Below are 17,474 nucleotides of genomic sequence, written 5' to 3' on the forward strand. Positions count from 1 at the left end.
ACGTTAGCGTGCGCGCAGGGGCTAACGTGGTGCGGATGGGGACCGATGGCAACGAAGGCAAGGGCGTCACGGCGGCTCCGCGCACCCTCGCGGAGGCGCTCCGCGCGCGCGGTGACGAGGGTCTGGCCGTGCTGCTGCGCGCTCGGCCGGATCTGCTCGTACCCGTACCGAACGACCTGACCCAGCTCGCCACGCGCGCCGGTACGCGCGCCTCGGTCGTCCGCGCGCTGGAGCGGCTGGACCGGTTCGCGTTGCAGACGGCCGAGGCGCTGGCGGTGGCGCCGGACCCGGCGCCGTACTCCGTCCTGCTCGCCCTCATGGCGGGCGACGAGGGCGACCCCGCCGTCGAGGCGGCGCTGCCGGGCGCGGTCGGAGTGCTGCGCGACCAGGCGCTGGTGTGGGGCGACGACGAGCGGCTGCGACTGGTGCGCACGGCACGGGAGTTGCTCGCGCCGTCGTCGCAGCACGCGTCGCCCACCGGGCTCGGCCCGACGGTCGCGGAGGCGACGGCGGGGATGTCCCCCGGGCGGCTCCAGGAGATCCTCGCGGCGGCCGGCCTGCCGACGACACACGATCCGGTGTCCGCGGTGGCGGCGTTGACGGCGCTGTTCACCGACCGGGACCGGATGGGCGCGCTGCTGGACACGGCTCCGATGGAGGCGCTGGCGGTGCTGGACCGCCTGGTGTGGGGGCCGCCGTACGGCGAGGTCACGCCGCACCCGGCGCCGCCGGTGCGATGGCTGCGGGAGCGCGGGCTGCTGCTGCCGGCGACCGCGCGCACGGTGGTGCTGCCGCGCGAGGCGGCGCTGCACCTGCGCGGGGGGCGGGCGCACCGGACGCCGGAGCCGGTGCCGCCGGTGATCGCGCCGGCCGTCGAACACCGTCCACAGGTTGTGGACAACACGGCGGCGGGCCAGGCGTACACGGCGCTGGCGACCGTCGAGGAGTTGCTGAAGGAGTGGAACGAAGGCGGTCCGGCCGTGCTGCGGGCGGGCGGCCTCTCGGTACGGGACCTGAAGCGGACGGCCGTCGCGCTGGACGTGTCGGAGCCGGTGGCCGCCTTCTGGGTGGAGCTCGCGTACGCGGCCGGGCTCATCGCCCCCGACGGCGAGGCGGACGAGCGGTACGCGCCGACGCCCGCGTTCGACGAGTGGCTCGAGCTGCCGTCCCCGGAGCGGTGGGGGCGGCTGCTGGCGGCGTGGCTGCCCGCGACCCGCACGCCGGGCCTGGTCGGCGGCCAGGACGCCAAGGGCCGTGCGCTCTCGGCGCTCGGCCCCGACCTGGACCGGGGCGCGGCCCCTGAGGTACGCCGCCGGGTCCTGGCCCTGCTGGCGGAGCTCCCCGCCGGGGCGTCCCCGGACGCGGACACCCTGCTGGCCCGCCTGCGCTGGGAACGCCCGCTGCGCGGCGCCGCCACGTCCGGGACGGACCTGCGCGCCCGCCTGGCGCGGTGGGCCCTGACGGAGGCGGAGATGCTGGGCGTGACGGGCCGGGGCGCACTGTCCACGCACGGCCGCGCGCTGCTGCCCGAGGCCCCGTCTCCCGAGTCGCGAGGTACGGCGGAGGGCGGGATCTCCGTCGCGGAGGCCGCCGCCGGGGCCGTGCGGGCCGCCGCGCTGCTCGCGCCGCTGCTGCCCGAGCCCGTCGACCACGTGCTGCTCCAGGCGGACCTGACCGCCGTCGCCCCCGGTCCTCTCCAGCGGCCCCTCGCCGAGATGCTCGCCGTGGTCGCGGACGTCGAGTCCAAGGGCGGCGCCACCGTGTACCGCTTCACGCCCGCCTCCGTGCGCCGCGCGCTCGACTCCGGGCAGGCGGCGGCCGACCTGCACGCCTTCCTCGCCGCGCACTCCCGCACGCCGGTGCCGCAGCCGCTCGCGTACCTCATCGACGACGTCGCCCGCCGCCACGGCCACCTGCGCGTCGGCGCCGCCTCCGCGTACGTGCGCTGCGACGACGACGCCGTCCTCGGCGAGATCCTCGCCGACAAGCGGTCGGCGTCCCTGCGGCTGCGGCGCCTCGCGCCCACCGTGCTGGCCGCGCAGGCCGATCCGGCGGCGCTGCTGGAGGGCCTGCGGTCCATGGGCTTCGCGCCGGCCGCCGAGTCGGCCGAGGGAGACGTGCTGGTCACCCGCGCCCACGCCCGCCGCACCCCGCCCCGGACACCTCCGGCCCCCGTCCCGGACGGCCCGCCGGTGCCGGACGCCACCCTGCTCGGCGCGGCCGTACGGGCCATCCGGGCCGGGGACCAGGCGTCGTCGGTGGTGCGCAAGGACACCAGGGACCAGGGCGAGGACCAGGACCGGGAGCGGCGCGGCGGTGAGCTGCCCCGCACCTCGGCCGCCGAGACCCTCGCCACCGTCCAGGCCGCCGCCCTCACCGGCTCCGCCGTCTGGATCGGTTACGTCAACGCCGACGGCGCCGCCAGCCAGCGCGTCATCGCCCCGGTGCGGGTGGAGGGCGGCTTCGTCACGGCGTACGACCACACGGCGGACGAAGTCCGCACGTACCCGCTGCACCGCATCACGGGTGTGGCGGAAGTGGCGGACGACCAGCTCTGACCGTTTGAGCGGCCCGGCGGCGATCATGCGCCGCGCTGGTCGGATTACCACTCCGGGGTGAGCGGATCCGCACCCCCGGGGGACTTTCCGCATCCTCTCGGCGTGGCACGGGCAGCCAGGGGGCGTTCCCGGTCACATGCCCCAGCCACGACGGGAATCAGGCACCAAGGAAAGAGGTAGTCCCATGCGTCGCGTCACCACGGTCCTGCTCACCACCGCCGCCTTCCTCTCCGCCCTCACCGCGCCCGCCGCCGCGATCACCATCGACTTCGCGAGCGCGCTCGGCGTCGTCTGACCACCCCGACCCATGCGGCCGGGCCCCACCGACTCCATCGCGGTGCGGGCCCGTCCGCTGTCCCCGCCGTTCCCCGTGTCCCCCGTGTCCCCGGTGAAAGGACCCGCCGTGATCCGCCGCCTCACCCTCACTCTGACGGCCGTGACCGTCTTCCTCACCCTCACCGTCGCCGCCGGCACGGTCCTCCCGCCGATCAGCGGCCCGCTGAGCGACCTCCAGATCGAAGGCCCCCTGATCCAGAGCATCATGCTCTGACCGCTCACGCCGTCACGTTGCCGGTGAGCAGCATGACGAAGAAGACGATCAGCGCATCCCCAGCGGCACCAGGTAGCCGACGGCGAAGGGGTTCCACTCCCCGCCCTCCCGCAGCGGGGCCGAGCACACGACCAGCAGCACCACGGCGAGCACCGTGAAGGCCAGCGGCGGCACCCACCAGTGCCGGTCGTACGGAGCGCGCGGCGGCGGAGGGACCGGCACGACGGGGAGCGGGTGCGGCGGGAAGGGGTTCGGGGCGGGCTGGGGCCGGCTTCGTCGCATGACTCCATCCCACCGCCCCGGCCCCGTACGCCCCACCCGCGCCCGTACTCATCCGTGGCCGCGCGACTACTCACCCCGCTTGCTCCGCCGATGCGTAACACTGGATGTTTGGCCGTTCCCCCAGACGGCGGCCAGAACCGCCAGGACGCCAGGAAAGGGTGAGGCGTGAACGGACCACTGATCGTCCAGAGCGACAAGACACTCCTGCTCGAAGTCGACCACGAGCAGGCCGACGCCTGCCGCCGTGCCATCGCGCCGTTCGCGGAGCTGGAGCGGGCCCCCGAGCACATCCACACCTACCGCGTCACGCCGCTCGGCCTGTGGAACGCCCGGGCCGCCGGGCACGACGCCGAGCAGGTCGTGGACGCGCTCGTCGAGTTCTCCCGCTACCCCGTGCCGCACGCGCTGCTCGTGGACGTCGCCGAGACGATGGCCCGCTACGGGCGGCTGACGCTGGTCAAGCACCCCACGCACGGGCTCGTGCTGACCACCACCGACCGGCCGGTCCTGGAGGAGATCCTCCGGTCCAAGAAGGTCCAGCCGCTGGTCGGGGACCGCATCGACCCCGACACGGTCGCCGTGCACCCCTCCGAGCGCGGGCAGATCAAGCAGACGCTGCTGAAGCTGGGGTGGCCCGCCGAGGACCACGCCGGTTACGTCGACGGCGAGGCGCACCGCATCGACCTGGACGAGAACGGCTGGGCGCTGCGCCCGTACCAGAAGCAGGCCGTCGAGGGCTTCTGGCACGGCGGCTCGGGTGTCGTCGTGCTGCCGTGCGGCGCGGGCAAGACGCTCGTCGGGGCGGGGGCCATGGCGCAGGCCAAGGCGACGACCCTGATCCTGGTCACCAACACGGTCTCGGCGCGCCAGTGGAAGCACGAGCTGGTGAAGCGCACCTCCCTTACCGAGGACGAGATCGGCGAGTACAGCGGGACCCGCAAGGAGATCCGTCCGGTCACCATCGCCACGTACCAGGTGCTGACGACGAAGCGGAAGGGCATCTACCCCCACCTGGAGCTCTTCGACTCCCGCGACTGGGGCCTGATCGTCTACGACGAGGTGCACCTGCTGCCCGCGCCCGTGTTCAAGTTCACCGCCGACCTCCAGGCGCGCCGCCGCCTCGGTCTGACGGCGACCCTCGTACGCGAGGACGGGCGCGAGTCGGACGTCTTCTCGCTGATCGGGCCCAAGCGGTTCGACGCGCCGTGGAAGGAGATCGAGGCGCAGGGCTACATCGCGCCCGCCGACTGCGTCGAGGTGCGCGTCAACCTCACCGACGCGGAGCGGCTGGCGTACGCGACCGCCGAGACGGAGGAGAAGTACCGCTTCTGCGCGACGACGGCGACGAAGCGGAAGGTGACGGAGGCGCTGGTCGAGAAGCACCGGGGCCAGCAGACGCTGGTCATCGGCCAGTACATCGACCAGCTGGACGAGCTGGGCGAGCACCTGGACGCGCCGGTCATCAAGGGCGAGACGTCGAACGCGCAGCGCGAGAAGCTCTTCGACGCGTTCCGGAACGGCGAGCTGAGCGTGCTGGTGGTGTCGAAGGTCGCGAACTTCTCCATCGACCTGCCGGAGGCGACGGTCGCCATCCAGGTGTCCGGCACCTTCGGCTCCCGCCAGGAGGAGGCACAGCGCCTGGGCCGGGTGCTGCGGCCGAAGGCCGACGGGCACAAGGCCACCTTCTACTCGGTGGTCGCCCGGGACACCATCGACCAGGACTTCGCGGCGCACCGGCAGCGGTTCCTCGCGGAGCAGGGGTACGCGTACCGGATCGTCGACTCCGACGAGCTGCTGCGGGACCGCGACGCGGACCCCGACCTCAGCGACGCCTGACGCCCGCTGCTTCCGCCTCCTCGGCGTACTCGCCGAGGAGGACGACCTCGAGCGCCGCCGCCGCGAAGACCTTGATCGCGCGCAGGGCGTTGCCGACAGGCCCCGAGCGGCCGTGGATGTACGTGACTGTGGTCATGTCTCCAGGATCCTTTCCGTACGCGCGCGGCACATCGGTCCGCAGGGCGAACCGGGCCGCCGCCCGCGTACGACTCCAGGCATAGGGCATCGCCCGGCATCCCCTACGGGTCGTAGGGCGGCTCGTAATTCGGTGGAGGGGCCGCCCCGCGGTGGTTAGACTCCTCCGCCTTGCCCGCCTCCCCTTCGTGGAGCGCCTCCGTCCGGTCGGCAACCGGACGGCCCCGCCGACCCACCCGTACGACCTGCGGAGGCTCCGCCATGCCCACCGACCCGCTCGCCCGCGAACGGGCCCACCTCGCCGCCTCCCGCGCCGCCCTGCGCGCCATGCGCGAGGACGTCGAGGCGCTCGACATCACCGACGTGACCGCGAACTGGGTCAACGCCGCCGTCCTGGAGGCGCAGATCGAGCAGCGCATCAAGGCGCTGGCGGACCTCTCGCACACCCCGCTGTTCTTCGGGCGGCTGGACTACCTGCCCGGCACCCAGGAGGGCCAGCGCTTCTACATCGGGCGGCGGCACGTCCACGACGGGGACGGCGACCCGATGGTCGTCGACTGGCGTGCGCCGGTGTCGCAGCCGTTCTACCGGGCGTCGAAGAAGGACCCGCAGGACGTGGCGCTGCGGCGCCGCTTCGGTTACACGGGCGGCGAGCTCACCGCGTACGAGGACGAGCACCTCTCCGACCCCGACGAGGCCGAGCGCACGTCGAAGCTGCTCCAGGCGGAGATCGAGCGCCCGCGCGTCGGCCCGATGCGGGACATCGTGGCGACGATCCAGCCGGAGCAGGACGAGATCGTGCGGTCCGGGCTCGGCGGCACGGTGTGCGTGCAGGGCGGCCCGGGGACGGGCAAGACGGCGGTCGGTCTGCACCGGGTGGCGTACCTGCTGTACGCGCACCGGGAGCGTCTCGCCCGTACGGGCACGCTCGTCATCGGCCCGAACCGCTCCTTCCTCCACTACATCGAGCAGGTGCTGCCCGCGCTCGGCGAGCTGGAGGTGCGGCAGACGACCGTCGACGACCTGGTCGGCACGCGCGTGGAGGTGCGGGGCGCCGACGACGCCGCGGCCGCCGTGGTGAAGGGCGACGCCCGGATGGCGGAGGTGCTGCGGCGGGCGCTGTACGCGCACGTCACGTTGCCGACGGAGCCGCTGATGGTCGTACGGGGTTCCCGGCGCTGGCGCGTCCCCGCGTACGAACTCGAGGAGATGGTGCGGGAGTTGCTGGACCGCGACATCCGCTACGGCGCGGCGCGCGAGGCCCTCCCGCAGCGGATCGCGCACGCGGTGCTGGTCCGGATGGAACAGGCGGGCGAGGCCCCCGACGACCGCGTGCAGGACGCGGTGGCGCGCAACGCCGCCGTCAAGGCCGTGGTCAAGGAGGTGTGGCCGGTCGTCGAGCCGGCGAAGCTGGTGCACCGGCTGCTGTCCGACGCCGACTTCCTCGCCGCGCACGCGGACGGACTGCTGTCCGCCGAGGAGCAGAAGGCCGTCCTGTGGCCGAAGCCGCCGCGTTCGGTGAAGTCCGCGCAGTGGTCGGCGGCGGACGCGGTCCTCGTCGACGAGGCCGCCGACCTCGTGGAGCGCACGCACTCCCTGGGCCACGTGGTGCTCGACGAGGCCCAGGACCTGTCGCCCATGCAGTACCGCGCGGTCGGGCGCCGCTGCTCGACGGGCTCCGCGACGGTCCTCGGCGACCTCGCGCAGGGCACGACCCCGTGGGCGACGGCGAGCTGGGCGGACGCCCTGCGGCACCTCGGGAAACCCGAGGCCGCCGTGGAGGAGCTGACGGCCGGCTTCCGCGTGCCCCGCGAGGTGATCGCGTACGCGTCACGGCTCCTGCCGCACATCGCGCCGGGCCTCGCGGAGGTCCGGTCGGTCCGCGAGGCGCCGGGCTCCCTGGAGATCCGGCACATGCCGGACGCGACGCCGGCGGTCGTGTCGGCGTGCTTCTCCGCCCTGGAGCACGAGGGCTCGGTCGGCCTCATCGCGGCGGACGCCCGCCTCGAACCGCTGGCCCGCGCCCTCGCCGAGGCGGGCCTGTCCTGCCTCGCCCCCGGCGAGGAAACCACCCCCGACTCCCGCCTCACCCTGGTCCCGGCCTCGCTGGCGAAGGGCCTCGAGTACGACTACGTCGTCCTCGACGAGCCCTCGGCCATCGTCGACGCCGAACCCGACGAGCGCACGGGCCTGCGCCGCCTGTACGTCTCCCTGACCCGCGCGGTCTCGGGCCTGACGGTGGTGCACGCGGCGGAGCTGCCGGAGCAGCTGGCGGACTGAGCGGGCCACCCGGCCGTCCGGGGGCCCAGCCCCCGGACGAGCCCCGGAGGCAGAAGCCCCCTACGCCCCCGCGTCCAGCGCCGCGCGCCACTCCCGTACCGCCGCCGGCGACACCGGGCCCGACCACCCCGCCGGTCGCGCCGCCCCGCCGATGTGAAAGCCCGTCACCCCGCCCGCCAGCAGCTCCGGTACGTGCTCCAGCCGCAGGCCCCCGCCCACCAGGAGGGTCGGCGCGTACCCGGGCTCGTCGCGCCGGGCCGCCGCCGCTTCGGCGAGCAGCGTCGGCAGGCCCTCGTCGACACCCGCCGCCGAGCCGGCGGTCAGGTACGTGTCGAGGCCCGGCAGGTCCGCGAGCTGCTTGCGCGCGGTGTCGCGGTCGGCGGCCCGGTCGAGCGCGCGGTGGAAGGTCCACCGGCACCCCTCCAGCTCCGCGACCAGCCGTTCGACGGTGACGAGGTCCACGTGTCCGGCGGCGTCCAGGAAGCCCAGGACGAACTCGTCCGCGCCCTCCGCGCGCATCTCGCGCGCCACCCGCACCAGCGCGTCGACGTCGCCCGCCGCGAAGCCGTCCGCGAGGCGCAGCATCACGCGCAGCGGGATGTCCACGGCGGCGCGGATGCGGCCGTAGGTCTCGCGGGACGGGGTGAGCCCGTCCGCGGCCATGTCGGTGACCAGTTCGAGGCGGTCCGCCCCGCCCGCCTGGGCGGCGATCGCGTCGTCCGCGTCGAGCGCGATCACCTCCAGGAGTGCACGGTTGCTCACGCTCACTGGGACTCCATTCCTCGATGCTCCGGCAGACAGGTCTAGTCCATTGACCAGCCTAATGCGCGTGCACCGTGAAAGCAGCCGTACGGACTTTCCCCTCGTGCCGGAAGTCGAGGAAGAGGCGGTACGCGCCCGAACTCGGCGCCGTCGCCGTGAACGACACCTCCGGCCCGGCCGGCCCCTCGTGCGGGTGGACGTGGAGGTACGCGAGGTCCCCGGCGCGCAGCGCGACCAGGTGCCCGTACGCGCCCAGGTAGGGCTGGAGGTCCGTCACCGGCGTGCCGCCGCGGGTGACGCGCAGCGTCAGCTCGCCCGGGCGCCCCGGTGCGGGAGTTCCGCTCAGCTCGACGCGGTAGCCGTCGACCTCGGCGACCCGGCTCGGCGCGGGGAGCGCCGCCGGGCGGTACGCCCCCGCGACCGCGAGGTCGGCCCCGAGGGTCAGGCTCTTGCCCCGACCCTTGCCCCCGACGGGCGGCGCGGGCGTGAAGTCGGCGAAGGCGCGGTAGTCGCCGGCCTTCGGCAGCTCGACCGGCGCCGACCAGGTGCCGTCGGCCCCGCGCACCGGGTGGAGGTGCCGGTACACGGTGAGGTCGCGCGAGGCGAGGATGAGGTGGAGCTCCTTGCCGTGTTCGCGCTCGTACGCGGTGACCTTGCGGCCGTGCGCGTCCGTGATCGCGAAGCGCAGCTCGCCGGGCGCGCCCGCGGTGAGCGCCGACGGCTCCAGGGCGAGGGTGTACCCGGCTTCGGAGACCTGGAGCCCGCCGGGCACGGACGCCGCCGCTCCGGCGTCGGGGGCCGCCGCGTGTCCGCCATGGGCGGCGGGCGCGACGACCGGGTCGACGCCCTTGCCGACGCCGTACGCCGTGCCGAACGTCGCGGCGAGTGCCGCCGCGAAGGCGGTGATCTTCACTCCGGTGTGCATGACCGACTCCTTGGTACGGGTCCCAGACCTGCCAGACACCATCCACTAGATACCCCACGGGGGTATAAAGTCAAGACGCGACGACACTTGCGGACCTATACCCACCCCCGGTATACATGGAGTCGCATCAAAGGTACCCCCTAGGGGTATACATCCCTCTAGGGAAGCCCACGACAAGGAGCGGCAGCGGCATGAGCACCTCCACCACGACGACGGCCACGACGACGGACGCGACGACGGCCCACATCGAGCTCGCCATCGGCGGCATGACCTGCGCCTCCTGCGCCGCCCGCATCGAGAAGAAGCTCAACCGCATGGACGGCGTCGAGGCGACCGTCAACTACGCCACCGAGAAGGCCAAGGTCACCTACCGGGGCGAGGACGTCTCCGTCCAGGACCTCATCGCCACCGTCGAGGCCACCGGCTACACCGCCCACGAGCCGGCGCCGCCCCCGAGTACGCGCACCGCCGCGGGCGAGCCGCGCCGCGAACAGGACGAACAGCACGAGCAGGACGAGGACGACGAGCTGCGCCCGCTGCGCCGGCGCCTGCTCACGGCCGTCGCCCTCTCCGTCCCCGTCATCGCGATGGCGATGGTCCCGGCCCTCCAGATCCCGTACTGGCAGTGGCTCTCCCTCACCCTCGCCGCGCCCGTCGTCACGTACGCCGCCTGGCCCTTCCACCGCGCCGCCTGGAAGAACGCGCGGCACGGCGCGGCCACGATGGACACGCTGATCTCGGTCGGCACGTCGGCGGCGTTCCTGTGGTCGCTGTGGGCGCTGTTCTTCGGCACGGCCGGGACGCCCGGCATGACCCACGCCTTCGAGCTCACCATCGCCCGTAGCGACGGCGCCGGGAACATCTACCTGGAGGCCGCCGCCGGGGTCACCGCCTTCATCCTCGCCGGGCGCTACTTCGAGGCCCGCTCCAAGCGCAGGGCGGGCGCGGCGCTGAAGGCCCTGCTGGAGCTGGGCGCGAAGGAGGTCACGGTCCTGCGCGACGGCCGCGAGACGCTCATCCCGACCGCCGAACTCCAGGTCGGCGACCGCTTCCTGGTCCGGCCCGGCGAGAAGATCGCCACGGACGGCACGGTCGTGGAGGGCTCCTCCGCCGTCGACGCGTCGATGCTGACCGGCGAGTCCGTCCCGGTCGAGGTCGGCGTCGGCGACACCGTCACGGGCGCGACGATCAACGCCGGCGGCCGGCTCGTCGTCGAGGCCACGCGCGTCGGCGCCGACACCCAGCTGGCGCGGATGGCCCGGCTCGTGGAGGACGCGCAGAACGGCAAGGCCGCCGCGCAGCGCCTCGCCGACCGCGTCTCGGCGGTCTTCGTCCCCGTCGTCATCGGTCTCGCGCTCGCCACGCTCGGCTTCTGGCTCGGCAACGGCGCCGGCCTCACGGCCGCCTTCACCGCCGCCGTGGCCGTACTGATCATCGCCTGCCCGTGCGCCCTGGGCCTCGCGACCCCGACGGCCCTGCTGGTCGGTACGGGCCGGGGCGCCCAGCTCGGCATCCTCATCAAGGGCCCGGAGGTCCTGGAGACGACCCGCACGGTGGACACCATCGTCCTGGACAAGACCGGCACCGTGACCACCGGAAAGATGACCCTGCTGGCGGCGCACACCGCCGAGGGCACCGACGAGCGGGACGTCCTGCGGCTGGCGGGCGCGCTGGAGCACGCCTCCGAGCACCCGATCGCCCAGGCCGTCGCCGCCGGAGCCGCCGCCAAGGTGGGCGCCCTCCCGGCGCCCGAGGACTTCGCGAACGTCCCCGGTCTCGGCGTCCAGGGCATCGTCGAGGGCCACGCGGTCCTGGTCGGGCGCGAGCAGCTGCTCGCCGAGTGGTCCCTCGCCCTCCCCGCCGGGCTGAAGCGGGCGAAGGAGGCGGCGGAGGCGGCCGGCCGCACGGCCATCGCCGTGGCGTGGGACGGCGAGGCGCGCGCGGTCCTGGAGGTCGCGGACGCGGTCAAGGAGACCAGCCCGGAGGCGATCCGCCGCCTGCGCGCGCTGGGCCTGACCCCGATCCTGCTCACCGGCGACAACCGCGCGGTCGCGGAGGCCGTCGCCGCCGAGGTCGGCATCGACGAGGTGATCGCCGAGGTCATGCCGGAGGACAAGGTCGAGGTGATCAAGCGCCTCCAGGCCGAGGGCCGTTCGGTGGCCATGGTCGGCGACGGCGTCAACGACGCGGCCGCCCTCGCCCAGGCCGACCTCGGGCTCGCCATGGGCACGGGCACGGACGCCGCCATCGAGGCGGGCGACCTCACCCTCGTACGCGGCGACCTGCGGGCGGCGGCGGACGCGATCCGCCTCTCCCGCAAGACCCTCGGCACGATCCGCTCGAACCTCTTCTGGGCCTTCGCCTACAACGTCGCGGCCCTGCCCCTCGCCGCCGCGGGCCTGCTCAACCCGATGATCGCCGGAGCGGCCATGGCCTTCTCCTCGGTCTTCGTCGTCGGCAACAGCCTGCGGCTGCGCGGCTTCAAGGCCGCGTCGTAACGGAACTCGTAACAGGAGTCGTAACGGGCCTCGGACCTGGCTCTACTTGGCCAGGTCCGAGGCCCGTACGCACCGAAGTTGACCTTCAATGCTCACCAGGGGGACGGACGACGTCCCCACCCACTCTGGGAGCGAATCTCGATGAGACGGAACTTACGGTACGCGGCGACGACAGCCCTGGCTGTCCTCGCCTTCGCCACGGCCACGGCACCTCCCGCCGCCGCCGACTGGCCCACGGGCCGCACCGAGCGCGTGACCCTCACCAGCACCGGCGCGCAGGCCGCGAAGGGCTCGCTCGGAGGCTCGCTGAGCGCCGACGGGCGGTACGTCACGCTCGTCTCCGGCTCGACCGACCTCGTGCCGGGCGACACGAACGGCGTCGTCGACGTCTTCGTCCGCGACCGCCAGACCGGCACGGTCGAGCGCCTCAACCTGACGCCGTCCGGCGGCCAGTCGAAGACCCCCGCGTACGACCCGGAGATCAGCCCCGACGGCCGGTACGTCGCGTTCAAGTCCGCCGCCGCCGACCTGGTGGCGGGCGACACGAACGGCAAGGACGACTTCTTCGTCCGCGACCGCCAGACGCGCACCACCCGGAAGATCACGGGCACCGTGCCCGACTTCTCCCTCTTCTCCGTGTCGTTCAGCCCCGACAGCCGTTACGCCGGGTACGCCGCCGGCGGCATCCACCTGTACGACCTCCAGTCCGGCACCCTCACCCGGGTGGGCCCCTGGCGGGACGACGTCTACGGCGTCACCCTCGGCACCGGCGCCCGCCACATCGCCTTCGAGTCGCACCGCACCGACATCGTGGCGGACGACACCAACGGCGCCGGGAACGACGTCTTCGTCCACGACCGGCAGACCGGCACCACCGAGATCGTGAGCCGGGGCAACGACGGCCGGCAGGCGAACGGGTCGACCGACACGGCGATCAGCGCCGACGGGCGGTACGTGTACTTCAGCTCCGGCACGCAGGGGCTCGTGCCCGGCGACGCCGACGGCTACAACGACGTCTTCGTCCGCGACCGCCAGGCGCAGACCACGACCCGCGTGAGCGTGGCGAGCGACGGCCGCTCCGGGCAGCCGCCCGCCGAGATCTGGTCCCCGGGCTCCCGCTTCCCCGTGATCAGTCCGGACGGCCGCTACGCCGTCTTCTCGTCCACCATGAAGGGACTGGATCCGCTGGACACGGGCGCGGAGTTCGACGCCTTCGTCCACGACCTCCAGACGGGGACCACGCACCTCGTCAGCCGCGCCGACGGTACGGGCACCGCGCACAAGGGCGACGCGGTCGACGTCAGCGCGGACGGCCGGACGGTCTCCTTCACGTCGTACGCCACGGACCTCGTACCGGGCGACACCAACGCCGAGACGGACGTCTTCGTCCGCGTCCGCTGACCCTCGGCTCTAGCCGAACAGCGCCAACTCCGCTTCCCGCACCCCCGCCAGGTCGTAGCGCGTACCCGTCAGGGGCCGCGCCGCGTACAGCCGGATCAGCGTGGACGCGGGCCCGATGTACCGCGCCGGCGGGTGCTCACCCGTCGCCGCGCCCAGCAGCACCGGCTCGTCCAGGTCGTCGAGGTCCGCGTGGAGTGGCGGCGTGGCGCGGGCGCGGGTCACCGCGGCGAGCAGGTCCAGCGCCGGGGCGAGACCCGCGCCCGCGTACGCCCCCGGCTCACCGAGGGCCTCGCGTACGTCACCGGCGTGCACCCACTCCCCGAAGGCGATCCCGTCGAGCCGCCCGTCGGCCGCCTTCGCGATGACCGGCCCCGCGTCGGTCATGCCGCGCTCCAGCTCGTCGACGACCGCGGCGTTCGCCAGCCCGGCGCGCTCCTCGATGTCCCGGTCGTTGGCCTCGGGGCTGAAGACACCCTCCTCGAACCGGTCCTCCACGACCCGCGTGAGTGCCGCCGCGCAGTGCGCGAGCACATGCCGCACCGTCCAGCCGGGACAGCAGGTGCGGACGGCGAACGCCTCGTCAGGAAGCTTGCGGAGGAAGGGGATCAGGGCGTCGCGCTCGGTACGCAGCAACAGCCCGGGCAGCTCTGGATCACGTACGTCGGTCATGGCCCCAGCAAACCGCCCATGGCCCTCCACGGCAACCGCCCGGCGGTGCCCCGGCACAATGAGCTCATGGCCGCACCCTCCAAGCCCCGCCACCCGGCCCACGACGACCTGCTCATGCGCTGGACGCTGGCCGTCCACGTCGCCCGCGACACCGACGCCTGCATGACGTCGCCCGACCGCTACGCGGCGGACCTCCTCGCCCGCTGGGCCGAGCCGCACCGCCGCTACCACACCACCGACCACCTGATCGCGGTGCTCGACCGGATCGACGAGCTGGCGGCGTACGCCGACGACCCCGACCTCGTCCGCCTCGCCGCCTGGTTCCACGACGCCGTCTACCTCCCGGAGCGCTCCACCAACGAGGAGCGCAGCGCCCGCCTCGCCGAGCGCGCCCTGCCGGAGCTCGACATCGACGAGGCCCGTACGCGCGAGGTCGCCCGGCTCGTCCGCCTGACGATCACCCACGACCCGGCCGAGGGCGACCGCAACGGCGAGGTCCTCTGCGACGCCGACCTCGCGATCCTCGCCGCCGACCCGGAGCAGTACGCGGCGTACGCGGCGGCGGTACGCGAGGAGTACGGCTTCGTCCCCGACGACGCCTTCCGCGAGGGCCGCGCGGCGGTGCTGCGGCAGCTGCTCGGCCTGCCGCACCTCTTCCGCACGCCGCACGGCCGCCGGGAGTGGGAGGAGCGGGCGCGCCAGAACCTGACGACGGAGCTCTCGCTGCTGGAGACAGGAATGTAAGCCACGTGACCGGTGTTGGTCCCTGTCATGCCGCCTCATACCGACGACCGCACCGCCGGCACCGACCGCACCCGCATGCCCCTGGCCGTCTACATCCTCGGCCTGTCCGTCTTCGCGCTCGGTACGAGCGAGTTCATGCTGTCGGGGCTGCTGCCGCCGATCGCCGCCGACATGGACGTGTCCATTCCGCGCGCCGGCCTGCTGATCTCGGCGTTCGCGATCGGCATGGTGATCGGCGCGCCGCTGCTGGCGGTGGCCACGCTGCGGCTGCCGCGCAAGACGACGCTGATCACGCTGATCACGGTGTTCGGCCTGGGCCAGGTCGCCGGCGCGCTGGCGCCCTCGTACGGCGTGCTCTTCGCGTCCCGCGTGATCAGCGCGCTCGCCTGCGCCGGGTTCTGGGCGGTGGGCGCGGCGGTCGCGATCGCGACGGTGCCGTTCGGGGCGCGCGCCCGGGCGATGGCCGTGATGATCGGCGGGCTGTCGATCGCGAACGTCCTGGGCGTCCCGGCGGGCGCCTTCCTCGGCGAGCACCTGGGCTGGCGGTCGGCGTTCTGGGCGGTCGCCCTGGCGTCCGCGATCGCGCTGGTCGGCGTGGTGACCCTCATCCCGCGCATCCCGCGCCCCGAGGTGCGGCCCCGGCTGCGCCGGGAGCTGGCCATCTACCGCGACCGCCACGTCTGGCTGGCGGTGGCGATCACCGCGCTCGCCGCGGGCGGCGTCTTCTGCGCCTTCTCCTACCTCGCCCCGCTGCTGACGGACGTCGCCGGGCTCGACGCGGGCTGGGTCCCGACGGTGCTGGCGCTCTTCGGCATCGGCGCGCTGGTGGGGACGACGATCGGGGGCCGCGTCGCCGACGCGCACCTCTTCGGCGTGCTGCTGAGCGGCATCGCGGCATCCACGGTCTTCCTGGTGGCGCTCGCGCTCTTCGCCTCCAGCCCCGTCGCCGTGATCACGCTCTCCTTCCTCCTGGGCGTCTCGGCCTTCTACACGGCCCCGGCGCTGAACGCCCGCATGTTCAACGTCGCGGGCGCGGCCCCCACCCTGGCGGGCGCCACGACCACGGCGGCCTTCAACCTCGGCAACACCGGCGGCCCCTGGCTCGGCGGCACGGTCATCGACGCGGGCCTGGGCTTCGCCTCCCCGGCCTGGGCAGGCGCGGCGATGACCCTCCTGGCCCTGGCCACGGTCGCCGTGGCCCTGCGCCTCCACGGCCGTACGTCCTCGTCCCGCCTGGTCACGGGCGCGAAGGGGCAGGTGGAGGGCGCGGACGTTTCCGTCCGCTGAGCCTTGCCACCAGGGCGCCAACGGGCGTCCGGGTCTCCCTCCCCACCCTCGCCCTCGTTGCCATGACCGTCGCCAAGCCCCTTCGCGAGGTGGCCCTGGCAGCCTCCGAGCTCGGCATCCGCACGAAGCGGAGGGCTGGTTCGCCTGAACCGGGTACCGTCGTGGACAGGGTGAAGACGGACGAGGGAAGGAATCGGCGTCGTGAGCGAGAACCCCATCCAGCCGGTGGCACCGGCGGAGCCGCCCCCCATGCGGACCCTCGGCGAGGTGCGGGCCGCGCTCGCCGCCGGGCTCGGCTTTCCCGGCGACCTGGCGCGCATGGAGGCGGAGCTCGCCGCGACCCTGGACCGCGTCGACTACACCGACCTGCGTGAGGTCTCCGCGATCATCGCCGCGTACCGGGGGCACGTGCTGACCCGCTGCGACCCCGGATTCGAGGACGCTCTCGCCGAGGGCGTGGACCTGGCTCTCGCGCTGAAGCGGGAAGGCGACCGTTGAGCGACAGCAGCGAAGCGGTCATCGTCGAGGTGACGCACGCGGCCCGGAAGCGCGTCGAGCAGCTCGGCCCTGGGGCGGAGGCCGCCGTCGAGGAACTCCGTGCCGAACTGGAGCGGACGCCCACGCTCGGCCGTCGCGTGCGCGTTCTCGGCGATCACGCGGAGGTCTGGGTGACGCGTATCGAGGCGCGCGCCGACGTCCCGGCGCTCTCCGTGACCTACGTTCACCTGCCGCATCCCGCACCGCCGACTGCCGCGATCGTCTCGGTCGTACCGGACGACGGGAACACCGAGGAGCCGTAGCCCACCCCGGCTGCCGCCCTCGGCGGACCGCGCCGTCAGCCCGTCCCCGAGTGGCGCTTCGGACGTCGCAGGCCCGACTGCCTGAGGAGGCGTACGACCTCCCGGGAGCCGATCTCGACCGCGCCGGCCGTGACCGCGTCCGCGTACCGCGACGACGGGACGTCGTAGTGGTCGCGGTCGAAGGCGCGGCGCGGGGCGCCGATCTTCTCGGCGAAGGCGTGCAGCTCGTCGTAGGAGACGTCGCTGATCATGTGGGACCACATGCGGCCATGGCCCGGCCAGTTCGGCGGGTCGATGTAGACCGTCACGTGAGGCCGCCCACGGGCGCCACCACGACACCCGCCTTGGCGCAGACCCAGTGCGGGTCGGGGCCCAGCTCCGGCTCGACGTCCAGCGCGTGCGGGTCGCCCGCGTCGCAGACCGGGCACAGCGGCCAGCGGCCGTACCGCTCCAGCAGCGCGTCCTGGACGTCCTGGGCGACGAGCCCGGCGAGGTAGCCGACGCCCTCGGGCCACTGCTCGACCCACCAGCGGCGGTGCGTCACCGAGTCCTCGACGAGCGAGACGACCTCGGCCTGGGCGACCTCCCGCGCGACAAGGTCGGCGAGGACCCGCGCGCGGGCGGCGTGCAGGGCCTGCTCAAGGGGGTCTAGCGCGTTCATGGAGCCATTGTCGCCCCTGAAGCCCCACAGGCCACCGGGTGGGCGAAGGGTTGACGGCCCCAGGTGGTGAAAATACCTTTCATAAG

17 protein-coding genes are annotated in these 17,474 nt (G+C 73.8%); 10 read left to right on the top strand and 7 right to left on the bottom strand.

Annotation, left to right across the window (positions count from 1 at the left end):
• Positions 1-35 precede the first annotated feature (35 nt).
• On the top strand, positions 36-2,558 hold the full coding sequence (locus tag ABZX67_RS06605) for a helicase C-terminal domain-containing protein (RefSeq protein WP_355355515.1): 2,523 nt from the start codon (positions 36-38) through the stop codon (positions 2,556-2,558).
• Positions 2,559-2,961: 403 nt separating this feature from the next.
• Positions 2,962-3,108: a hypothetical protein gene (locus tag ABZX67_RS06610; RefSeq protein ID WP_355355517.1), complete on the top strand. Its 147-nt coding sequence runs from the start codon at positions 2,962-2,964 to the stop codon at positions 3,106-3,108.
• A 48-nt stretch (positions 3,109-3,156) separates the two neighbouring features.
• On the opposite strand, the gene ABZX67_RS06615 is transcribed toward ABZX67_RS06610, so the two are convergent.
• Positions 3,157-3,390: a hypothetical protein gene (locus ABZX67_RS06615; RefSeq protein WP_355355519.1), complete on the bottom strand. Its 234-nt coding sequence runs from the start codon at positions 3,388-3,390 to the stop codon at positions 3,157-3,159.
• A 165-nt stretch (positions 3,391-3,555) separates the two neighbouring features.
• Between ABZX67_RS06615 and ABZX67_RS06620 the strand changes: the two genes are divergently transcribed.
• Positions 3,556-5,226 carry a DNA repair helicase XPB gene (locus ABZX67_RS06620; RefSeq protein WP_355355521.1) on the top strand — a complete coding sequence of 557 codons (1,671 nt, stop codon included), beginning with the start codon at positions 3,556-3,558 and terminating at the stop codon, positions 5,224-5,226.
• On the opposite strand, the gene ABZX67_RS06625 is transcribed toward ABZX67_RS06620, so the two are convergent.
• On the bottom strand, positions 5,213-5,362 hold the full coding sequence (locus ABZX67_RS06625) for a hypothetical protein (protein ID WP_355355523.1): 150 nt from the start codon (positions 5,360-5,362) through the stop codon (positions 5,213-5,215). The two genes, ABZX67_RS06620 and ABZX67_RS06625, sit on opposite strands and share 14 nt — an antisense overlap.
• 260 nt (positions 5,363-5,622) lie before the next feature.
• Between ABZX67_RS06625 and ABZX67_RS06630 the strand changes: the two genes are divergently transcribed.
• On the top strand, positions 5,623-7,641 hold the full coding sequence (locus ABZX67_RS06630) for a UvrD-helicase domain-containing protein (protein WP_355355525.1): 2,019 nt from the start codon (positions 5,623-5,625) through the stop codon (positions 7,639-7,641).
• Positions 7,642-7,701: 60 nt separating this feature from the next.
• Here ABZX67_RS06630 and ABZX67_RS06635 read toward each other — a convergent pair whose 3' ends face one another.
• Complete coding sequence (locus tag ABZX67_RS06635; RefSeq protein ID WP_355355527.1) at positions 7,702-8,403, bottom strand: copper homeostasis protein CutC; 702 nt, start codon at positions 8,401-8,403, stop codon at positions 7,702-7,704.
• A gap of 58 nt (positions 8,404-8,461) precedes the next feature.
• Entirely contained in the window at positions 8,462-9,328 is an 867-nt protein-coding gene (locus ABZX67_RS06640; protein ID WP_355355529.1) for a hypothetical protein, read from the bottom strand.
• A gap of 191 nt (positions 9,329-9,519) precedes the next feature.
• Here ABZX67_RS06640 and ABZX67_RS06645 point away from each other — a divergent pair, with 191 nt between their 5' ends.
• Together ABZX67_RS06645 and ABZX67_RS06650 are read left to right on the top strand one after the other, a co-directional pair.
• A complete protein-coding gene (locus tag ABZX67_RS06645) occupies positions 9,520-11,826 on the top strand; it encodes a heavy metal translocating P-type ATPase (RefSeq protein ID WP_355355531.1) in 2,307 nt (768 codons plus the stop codon).
• Positions 11,827-11,967: 141 nt separating this feature from the next.
• Positions 11,968-13,227, top strand: coding sequence for a hypothetical protein (locus tag ABZX67_RS06650; RefSeq protein WP_355355533.1), 1,260 nt, complete (start codon positions 11,968-11,970; stop codon positions 13,225-13,227).
• Between the two features lie 9 nt (positions 13,228-13,236).
• Here the strand turns inward: ABZX67_RS06650 and ABZX67_RS06655 are convergent, their stop codons facing one another.
• The gene (locus tag ABZX67_RS06655; protein WP_355355535.1) at positions 13,237-13,896 is read right to left on the bottom strand and encodes a maleylpyruvate isomerase family mycothiol-dependent enzyme; all 660 of its coding nucleotides are present in this window, start codon (positions 13,894-13,896) and stop codon (positions 13,237-13,239) included.
• Positions 13,897-13,962: 66 nt separating this feature from the next.
• Here ABZX67_RS06655 and ABZX67_RS06660 point away from each other — a divergent pair, with 66 nt between their 5' ends.
• From ABZX67_RS06660 to ABZX67_RS06675, 4 genes are all read left to right on the top strand, one after another.
• Positions 13,963-14,640 carry a hypothetical protein gene (locus ABZX67_RS06660; protein ID WP_355355537.1) on the top strand — a complete coding sequence of 226 codons (678 nt, stop codon included), beginning with the start codon at positions 13,963-13,965 and terminating at the stop codon, positions 14,638-14,640.
• A gap of 75 nt (positions 14,641-14,715) precedes the next feature.
• Complete coding sequence (locus tag ABZX67_RS06665) at positions 14,716-15,927, top strand: Cmx/CmrA family chloramphenicol efflux MFS transporter (RefSeq protein WP_355355673.1); 1,212 nt, start codon at positions 14,716-14,718, stop codon at positions 15,925-15,927.
• A 201-nt stretch (positions 15,928-16,128) separates the two neighbouring features.
• A complete protein-coding gene (locus ABZX67_RS06670; protein WP_355355539.1) occupies positions 16,129-16,425 on the top strand; it encodes a hypothetical protein in 297 nt (98 codons plus the stop codon).
• A complete protein-coding gene (locus tag ABZX67_RS06675) occupies positions 16,422-16,727 on the top strand; it encodes a hypothetical protein (protein WP_355355541.1) in 306 nt (101 codons plus the stop codon). The genes ABZX67_RS06670 and ABZX67_RS06675 overlap by 4 nt, the downstream gene beginning before the upstream one ends.
• A gap of 35 nt (positions 16,728-16,762) precedes the next feature.
• Here the strand turns inward: ABZX67_RS06675 and ABZX67_RS06680 are convergent, their stop codons facing one another.
• Both ABZX67_RS06680 and ABZX67_RS06685 read right to left on the bottom strand, forming a co-directional pair.
• A complete protein-coding gene (locus ABZX67_RS06680) occupies positions 16,763-17,035 on the bottom strand; it encodes a DUF4031 domain-containing protein (protein ID WP_355355543.1) in 273 nt (90 codons plus the stop codon).
• The gene (locus ABZX67_RS06685; protein WP_355355545.1) at positions 17,032-17,388 is read right to left on the bottom strand and encodes a hypothetical protein; all 357 of its coding nucleotides are present in this window, start codon (positions 17,386-17,388) and stop codon (positions 17,032-17,034) included. The genes ABZX67_RS06680 and ABZX67_RS06685 overlap by 4 nt, the downstream gene beginning before the upstream one ends.
• Positions 17,389-17,474 lie beyond the last annotated feature (86 nt).

The sequence above is a fragment of the Streptomyces sp. NPDC003036 genome, from assembly GCF_040611175.1.
Lineage (GTDB): Bacteria > Actinomycetota > Actinomycetes > Streptomycetales > Streptomycetaceae > Streptomyces.

What these genes read in the sequence shown, in the direction of transcription:
- ABZX67_RS06640 (WP_355355529.1), bottom strand. Translation starts at nt 9,328, where the DNA reads ATGCACACCGGAGTGAAGATCACCGCCTTCGCGGCGGCACTCGCCGCG.
- ABZX67_RS06660 (WP_355355537.1), top strand. Translation starts at nt 13,963, where the DNA reads ATGGCCGCACCCTCCAAGCCCCGCCACCCGGCCCACGACGACCTGCTC.
- ABZX67_RS06685 (WP_355355545.1), bottom strand. Translation starts at nt 17,388, where the DNA reads ATGAACGCGCTAGACCCCCTTGAGCAGGCCCTGCACGCCGCCCGCGCG.
- ABZX67_RS06655 (WP_355355535.1), bottom strand. Translation starts at nt 13,896, where the DNA reads ATGACCGACGTACGTGATCCAGAGCTGCCCGGGCTGTTGCTGCGTACC.
- ABZX67_RS06650 (WP_355355533.1), top strand. Translation starts at nt 11,968, where the DNA reads ATGAGACGGAACTTACGGTACGCGGCGACGACAGCCCTGGCTGTCCTC.
- ABZX67_RS06665 (WP_355355673.1), top strand. Translation starts at nt 14,716, where the DNA reads ATGCCCCTGGCCGTCTACATCCTCGGCCTGTCCGTCTTCGCGCTCGGT.
- ABZX67_RS06645 (WP_355355531.1), top strand. Translation starts at nt 9,520, where the DNA reads ATGAGCACCTCCACCACGACGACGGCCACGACGACGGACGCGACGACG.
- ABZX67_RS06615 (WP_355355519.1), bottom strand. Translation starts at nt 3,390, where the DNA reads ATGCGACGAAGCCGGCCCCAGCCCGCCCCGAACCCCTTCCCGCCGCAC.
- ABZX67_RS06630 (WP_355355525.1), top strand. Translation starts at nt 5,623, where the DNA reads ATGCCCACCGACCCGCTCGCCCGCGAACGGGCCCACCTCGCCGCCTCC.
- ABZX67_RS06625 (WP_355355523.1), bottom strand. Translation starts at nt 5,362, where the DNA reads ATGACCACAGTCACGTACATCCACGGCCGCTCGGGGCCTGTCGGCAAC.
- ABZX67_RS06605 (WP_355355515.1), top strand. Translation starts at nt 36, where the DNA reads ATGGGGACCGATGGCAACGAAGGCAAGGGCGTCACGGCGGCTCCGCGC.